We start from the raw sequence: 6957 nt of genomic DNA on the forward strand, positions 1-6957 counted from the left end.
AGGCTTCCCTCTCGTCACTGATGACCCGCTTGACGCACACCGCATCAAAATGATCCACAAGGGATTCTGCCGCAATATCGCAGGAAAGATTCCACAATTGTTCATCCCGCTCCATACGCCCGGTCATATGCCGGAAAATATTATGCATCAGCATATGGACATAGACCCGGTTTACATCCTGGGGCCACTCCCGGTAGCTATTCACAAGCCAGCTGGGATTAAATAAAATCTTAAATCCGTCTGTGCCGATCGACTTCGTACTCAGATTCATCTCATAATCCAATGCGCTCAATGCAATATCAAAATAGCGCATGGACATATATATTTCATTTCGGGAGGCCGTCAATATCTGAATACCTACCCGGTTAATTTTCTCTCTTATCTCATTCATTAAAAGTCATTCCTATAACTCAAAAGATTTTGTCATTGAAGAATAATGGGTATTTTTATACTGCATCAGCATGCTGACAAATTCAGCAATGCCATTTTTCTGACCATAAGCAATACCCTGATCCAGAACTTCTTTTGGGATCACATCTCCCTCCGTAAGCAGAGGAAAAAGATTCCATCGTTTTGTCTCGATCAGATACAAAAGCACCTGCCCGCCCATGGATTTTAAGTGTTCCACATACTTCTTCCGTGCCGTCTCACTAAGCTCATAAGGGTGACTGAGACGTTTCAGTGCCAGATCCATCACCGTCTTTGGCTCATCTCTGTGAATAGCCAGATCAAAAAGCGCATCATATTTCATATAATCAATACCGATGCCGCTGACACAGTTTCTGTAAAGCGTACCTGTACCGTAAGTTCTGTGATTAAACTGACGGGCTTCCTCGTTGGCCGTTTCTTCATAAAAAAATTCTGTAAAAACAAGCTGGGATTCATTGCCGTCATTATAATGAAACGTCACCGTCTGTTCAAAATTCGTCTCACTCAAAATGACGTTCACCCTGCTCTCCATTCCCTGATCCACATGGATATGAATATCGGTAAGGTCCGTATCATTTCGAAAGGCGCCGTAACCCATTCGGGTGATCGTCCCCGGAAGTTCGATCCGTTTCATCCGTATACAATTATAAAATCCGTAATCTCCGATGGACTCTGTCTCCTCCGGCAATTCAATCTGTTCAAGAAATCGACATTCGGCAAAGGCATACGCTTCCAGTTTTTTTAAATATTTCGGGAGACGCACACGACGGATTTCACGACGTCCGTAAAAGGCACGTTCACCGATGACACGGACCGGGTGATCGTCCCATGTGTCCGGTATCGTTAAAACTTCATCCTCCCCTAAAGCTTCAATAAGTTTTGCACTTCCATCTGCATCTATTTCAAATTTAAATTCCATGCTAAGCTTCCTTTCCAAGCAAATCTCTGACAACCGCTGATGCGATCAAAAGTCCCGCTGCTCCCGGAACAAAGGACATGCTTCCCGGCGTCCGGTGATTTGCCACAGGTTCTTCCGTAGAAAAAACAACTTTCTGATGTTTAACACCCCGTTTTTTTAACTCATGCCGCATAACTTTTGCCAGAGGACACATCGACGTTTTATAAATATCCGCCACCTGAAGTTTGGAAGGATCCATCTTGTTCCCCGTTCCCATAGAACTGATCGAAGGAACCCCCGATTCCCGACACCTCATTAAAATCTCAATCTTAGCCGTAACCGTGTCCACCGCATCCACCACATAATCATAGTCCTCAAAATGGAATGTATGACTGTTCTCCGGAAGGAAAAAAACTTCGCGTGTATGCACGACCGTATCCGGACAAATATCTTCAATCCGCTCTTTCATTACCCGTGTCTTCATCCGGCCGACAGTCGACTCCAGGGCAATGATCTGGCGGTTCAAATTCGACATGCTGACCACATCCCGATCCACCAGCGTAATTTCACCAACACCGCACCGGGCCAGCGCTTCCGCCACATATCCACCGACACCGCCGATACCAAACACTGCCACATGACTTTCAGAAAGACGCTTCAATCCCTCTTCACCAATCAACATTTCAGTCCTCTGAAATCTTTCCTCCATCTCTTTCCCTCCTAACTCACATCCTGTTTATCATACCATATTTATAAGTAAAAAGAAAGTAGCTAAGGGACAGGTTCCGAGACTTAAAAAATGTCCCGGGACCTGCCCCCTATCTGGACAAATCATAGACTTTTGTACAGATACGATCGGCCAATGCCTTGTTATGCGTAACTGCTACAATTCCCATATTTCTTTTCTTTGCTTCATCTAAAATTTTATTCCATATCTGTGCCTGAGTAATGACATCTAACATGGTGCTGATCTCGTCACAGATCAGAAAATCCGCACCGCTCATTAAAGCTCTGGCTACACAAAATCTTTGCAGTTCACCCCCGGATAATTCCCTCGGAAAACGATCCAGCCACTCCTCCCGAATGCCGAAAGAATGTAAGATATCCGGCTGGAGTGACCCACTCTCTTCAAGCACCTTTTTTAACCGCCATCTTGGATTGATTGCTTTCTCCGGATGCTGATAAATTAATTGTACCGGACAAATTCCTTTTTTGGGCAACGGTTTCCCATCCAATAAAATCTGTCCGGAAGATGGTTTGAGATAACCGGCCAGTAATTTTGCAAGTGTACTTTTTCCATAACCGCTCGGAGCAAATAATCCGACACACTCGCCCCTTTCAACTTTAAAATTCTGATGTTCTAAAACCCAGGAAGATTTTTTATCATATCGAAAACTGACATCAATCGCCTCAAGTTGCATGGATACACCGTACCTCCCCTCCCCGGATCTCGCGCATCGGCGGAACTGAATTTTCACATTCGGCTGTCTTACAGGAACATCTTGGCCCAAAAAGACAACCCTTCGGCAAATTTCCCGCATAAGGCTGAAATCCCTCAATCGGTTCAAAATCATTTTGTGGCAATGCTCTCCATAAAGCTTTACTATAAGGATGTCTTAAAGCTTCAGGCCCTGTTTTAAAATCATTTGCCGGGGCACATTCCACCGTCGTTCCCGCATAAAAAACCGCCACCCGATCTGCAACGTCAAAAGCCAGATCAATATCATGGGTGATCAGTATAACACTTTTACCCTCATCCGCCATCTGACGAAACATGGAGAGGGCCTCTTTGGCCTGATCCAGACTCATTCCCGGTGTCGGCTCGTCCGCAATCAAAAGCCTTGCATCTTCAACAAGCGCAGTCGACACAAGCACACGCCTTGCCATGCCGCCGGATAATTGAAAGGGATATAACTCAGGTGTCTTTTCCGGCAATCCAAAACGTTTAAACAAACCTTTCCGTTTCTGTGTCGGATATGGCTTTTTATGTCCGTCAACCTGCTTTCCTATCTTCATCAGTGGATCCAGATAGGCAATCGATTGGGGAACCAGTGCGATCTCGCTTCCCCTCAGTTTTTTCTGCATATCGGGTGTCATTGGCTTTCCTTCATAGATCATTCTTCCCTCGACTTCTGCATTTCCCGGTAAAATTCCCAAAATTGCCGATGCAAGTAAGCTTTTTCCCGAACCGGAGGAACCTGCGATCGCCAAAATCTCACCCGGATAGACCGTCACACTCAATGAGGAGATCACCTGAAGCTGTTTTTGTTCAAGTGCTCCCCCATCATACATTTTAAAAGTCACAGAAAGGTCTTCGATTTCAAGCAAAGGCTGTTTCTTCTCTTCCATAAATCCTCCTATTCCTGTGCACTGTAGGGATCAATGATCATGCGGAGATTGTCCCCAAGCCGATCCACTAACAGTACAATGCATACGAGCAATGCCCCCGGAAATACCGCAAGCCACCACATTCCCGCAGATAAATATTTCATGCTCTCCGATAATATAATACCGATAGCCGGCTGTTCCGGCGGCAGCCCATAACCCAAAAATGAAATGGCCGCTTCGTGCAAAATGGCATGGGGAAACATGAGTACAAGACCGACAAAAAACTGGGGTAAAAGATGGGGCAAAAGATGATGCACTAAAATCCAACTACCGGATTTGCCCAATTTCCTTGATACGGCCACATACTGCTGATTCCGAAGCTGAAGTACCTCTCCCCGGATCAATCGGGCAAGTCCTGTCCAGTGTGTAACGGCTATACCCAATAAAAGTCCCTTCATACCCCTTCCGCAGGCAAAGGAAATCAATATAATCAGGATCGTATGGGGAACTCCCATAACCAGGTCAATGAACCAGTTGATGATTCCATCTATCCTTCGTGAACCCATAGCCGCCGCAATACCGATCAATACGGCTGCCGCCCCACTGATCAATGAGGCCATGATCCCAATCGTCAGACTGATCGATAATCCTTTTAATGTTCTCAAAAATAAATCTCTTCCCAGCCAGTCTGTCCCAAAAGGATGACTAAAAGACGGAGGCAATTTTGTATTTGAAAAATCCGGAGCAACCCCACTGTCCGGTATGAGAATCCCCGCAATATAAGCTCCAATGATAATAACCCCAATCATTATTGTAAAAATAATCACTTTTGTTCTTCGATTTATCTTCTTCATCAATCTTCTGCCTCCCGAATCTGCGGATCAATCACGCCGTACAATGTATTGGCGATCATATTGCCCACTGCAACAAAAAGCGTAGAAAATAATGTAATCCCCAAAAGAAGCGGAACATCCGAATTTAACCCCGCCGCTGCCACTGCTGATCCCAGACCCGGATAGGAAAAAACATTCTCAGCGATGACCGAACCGCCAAAAAGCTCCGCAAAAGAAGCAAATTGGAGAGTTATGGCAGGCAAAATAATATTTCTCAATCCATGCCGTCGAAGAATTGAAAATTCACTTTCACCTCTCGCCCTTGCAAACAATACATATTCACTTTCTAAAACATCGATCAATTTTTGCCGCGTATGTAACGCAATATTTGCAAAGGACATCAGACTCAAGGTCAAAGCAGGAAGGAACAAATGATGCAGTCTCTGCCATATCGTGACATCTTCATCCAGCATGCCGATCGGTGTCGAAAATCCAAGAGGAAACCATTTGAGTTCAACAGCAAACACCAACAGAAAAATAAGTCCCAGCCAAAATGTAGGTACGCTGCTGAGAATATAGCAGATTTTTTTAACCATCCGATCAACGATGCCATCCTTTTTCATGCCCATCACACAACCCAGTATAAACCCGATAATTCCTGAAAAAAGCCATGCACACAACATCAAAGCAAATGAATTGACAAAACGCTCCCCGATAATATCAATGACCGGTCTTCTGTATAATAGAGAAGTGCCAAAATCTCCGTGCATCAATGCTGACAGCCAGTTCATATATCGCTCAACCGGCGGATCATTGACACCCCAGTATTCTTCTAACTGTAATCTCTGTTCCGGAGAGACACCTCCAACGCCAATAACATATTGCTGTACCGGATCAACAGGTGAATAATTCACCAGCACAAAGGCAATGATACTGACTGCAAACAGCAAAAGCACCATTTTCAAAATATTTTCAATAAACAGTCGAGCTATGCGGCTGCTTGTTCTCATAAATTTTTCACTCCTCCTGCTCCCATGTCCAATCTTTCAAATTTTGAAGCAATGGCATAGAAGAACCGTGAGCATGCAGCTGCTGCTCACCAATATTTAATCCTTCTCGTGCATAGTATAAATGCTGAATATTTACCAGCCATACCCATGGACAGTCGCCCTTCATGGCCGTGCCTGTTGTACCATCCCACTGGGAAAGCTGCCAGTTTTTATTTGCTTCTTCCACTGTCAATGCTTCCATAGCCCCATTCAGGTATCCATCAACAACCGGATTTGAATAACCTTCCGGATTATAATAATCATCTTTCAGCATGTTATCTGTATGGAAAAGACAATATGTCGTATATGGATTCGATGAACCCCATCCCATACATACAGCCTCGGAAAACATTCGCTTTGAAATGTCATCCCAGCTTGTTCCTTCCACATTCATAAGGATTCCCAAAGTTTTCGCCTGTTCTGCTGCGGCCATGGCTATTGCCTGACGAACCGAATCTCCGCTCGGATAAAGGCAGGTAAACTCTGCCTTCAGGCCATCCTTCTCAACAATACCATCACCGTCCGTATCGGCCCATCCGGCATCTGCCAATAACTGTTTTGCATAATCGGCATCTGTCTCAATCTTAACTTCCGGATTATTCCACGGAAAACCATCATTTTCCGAATAACATGGCGTGGCAAAGCCATTTAAAGCAGCATCCGCGATCATCTCCCGATCAATACCGTAAGCCAGTGCCTGACGGATCTCAATATGACATGTCACATCGTTGCCATAGGGATAGCCACTCTCTGTCATTTTTCCTTCTGCCGGGGAAACAGGCAATGTTAAGCCCCGGTTATCAACCGTCGTAATCGCTTCAACTTTATATCCTTCAATTTCATTTGTTGCCAGCGTTGCTGCTGTCAGTCCGATGTCCACCTGTCCCGCTTTTACCGCCGCAAATGCCGCATCCTCGTCCTGAAATACAATAATCACCTTTTTCATAGCCGGAACCGTTCCGTAATAGTCCTCATTGGCCTCCAAAATCAACTGTTCCTGTTTATTCCACTGGACAAATTTAAAAGGTCCCGAACCGATCGGATGAATACCATAATCCTCATCATAAGCATGTTCCGGAACAATGCCGACCGTTGCTACCGTGTTTAAAAAAGTGGATGTTGGTTTTTTCAAAGTAAAAATAACTGTCACATCATCCGGAGCCTCAACCTTGTCCATAAAGGTCAGATCCAGAGAAGACTGACTTGATTTCGCCGTATTGAATGTAAATACAACATCGGAAGCGGTCAATGCCTCCCCATCTGTGAATTTTACATCGTCTCGAATCTTAAATGTCCATACAAGACCATCTTCGGATAAATGATATTCTGTTGCCAGATCATTCCTAAAAGACATATCCTGTTTATATTCCACCAAAGTGCTCTGCACAAGAGGCGTCGTTCCATGCCCCCATCCCATACA

Annotated in this window: 8 protein-coding genes; all 8 read right to left on the reverse strand. The window is 44.8% G+C overall.

Annotated elements, in window-relative coordinates; all coding sequences use genetic code 11:
- Nucleotides 1-391 (reverse strand): DUF2201 family putative metallopeptidase (locus QZZ35_RS07975; RefSeq protein WP_330635626.1); only part of this gene is annotated, 391 nt, incomplete at its 3' end.
- A gap of 12 nt (nt 392-403) precedes the next feature.
- Complete coding sequence (locus tag QZZ35_RS07980; RefSeq protein WP_291236921.1) at nt 404-1348, reverse strand: leucine-rich repeat domain-containing protein; 945 nt, start codon at nt 1346-1348, stop codon at nt 404-406.
- Nucleotide 1349: 1 nt separating this feature from the next.
- Nucleotides 1350-2036, reverse strand: coding sequence for a tRNA threonylcarbamoyladenosine dehydratase (locus QZZ35_RS07985; RefSeq protein ID WP_291236922.1), 687 nt, complete (start codon nt 2034-2036; stop codon nt 1350-1352).
- 109 nt (nt 2037-2145) lie between these two features.
- Nucleotides 2146-2748, reverse strand: coding sequence for an ABC transporter ATP-binding protein (locus tag QZZ35_RS07990; RefSeq protein ID WP_291236923.1), 603 nt, complete (start codon nt 2746-2748; stop codon nt 2146-2148).
- The gene (locus tag QZZ35_RS07995) at nt 2738-3676 is read right to left on the reverse strand and encodes an ABC transporter ATP-binding protein (protein ID WP_291236924.1); all 939 of its coding nucleotides are present in this window, start codon (nt 3674-3676) and stop codon (nt 2738-2740) included. Before QZZ35_RS07995 ends, QZZ35_RS07990 begins: the two co-directional genes overlap by 11 nt.
- An 8-nt stretch (nt 3677-3684) precedes the next feature.
- Complete coding sequence (locus QZZ35_RS08000) at nt 3685-4509, reverse strand: ABC transporter permease (RefSeq protein ID WP_291236925.1); 825 nt, start codon at nt 4507-4509, stop codon at nt 3685-3687.
- Nucleotides 4509-5498, reverse strand: coding sequence for an ABC transporter permease (locus QZZ35_RS08005; RefSeq protein ID WP_291236926.1), 990 nt, complete (start codon nt 5496-5498; stop codon nt 4509-4511). Before QZZ35_RS08005 ends, QZZ35_RS08000 begins: the two co-directional genes overlap by 1 nt.
- Before the next feature lie 7 nt (nt 5499-5505).
- Nucleotides 5506-6957, reverse strand: a 1452-nt coding sequence (locus QZZ35_RS08010; RefSeq protein WP_291236927.1) for an ABC transporter substrate-binding protein, incomplete at its 5' end; no start/stop codon positions are given.

It is taken from the genome of Frisingicoccus sp., assembly GCA_016298055.1.
Classification (GTDB): Bacteria; Bacillota; Clostridia; order Lachnospirales; family Lachnospiraceae; genus Frisingicoccus.

Coding starts and splice junctions, on each gene's coding strand:
- QZZ35_RS07990 (WP_291236923.1), bottom strand. CDS start 2,748: ATGCAACTTGAGGCGATTGATGTCAGTTTTCGATATGATAAAAAATCT.
- QZZ35_RS08000 (WP_291236925.1), bottom strand. CDS start 4,509: ATGAAGAAGATAAATCGAAGAACAAAAGTGATTATTTTTACAATAATG.
- QZZ35_RS07985 (WP_291236922.1), bottom strand. CDS start 2,036: ATGGAGGAAAGATTTCAGAGGACTGAAATGTTGATTGGTGAAGAGGGA.
- QZZ35_RS07995 (WP_291236924.1), bottom strand. CDS start 3,676: ATGGAAGAGAAGAAACAGCCTTTGCTTGAAATCGAAGACCTTTCTGTG.
- QZZ35_RS07980 (WP_291236921.1), bottom strand. CDS start 1,348: ATGGAATTTAAATTTGAAATAGATGCAGATGGAAGTGCAAAACTTATT.
- QZZ35_RS08005 (WP_291236926.1), bottom strand. CDS start 5,498: ATGAGAACAAGCAGCCGCATAGCTCGACTGTTTATTGAAAATATTTTG.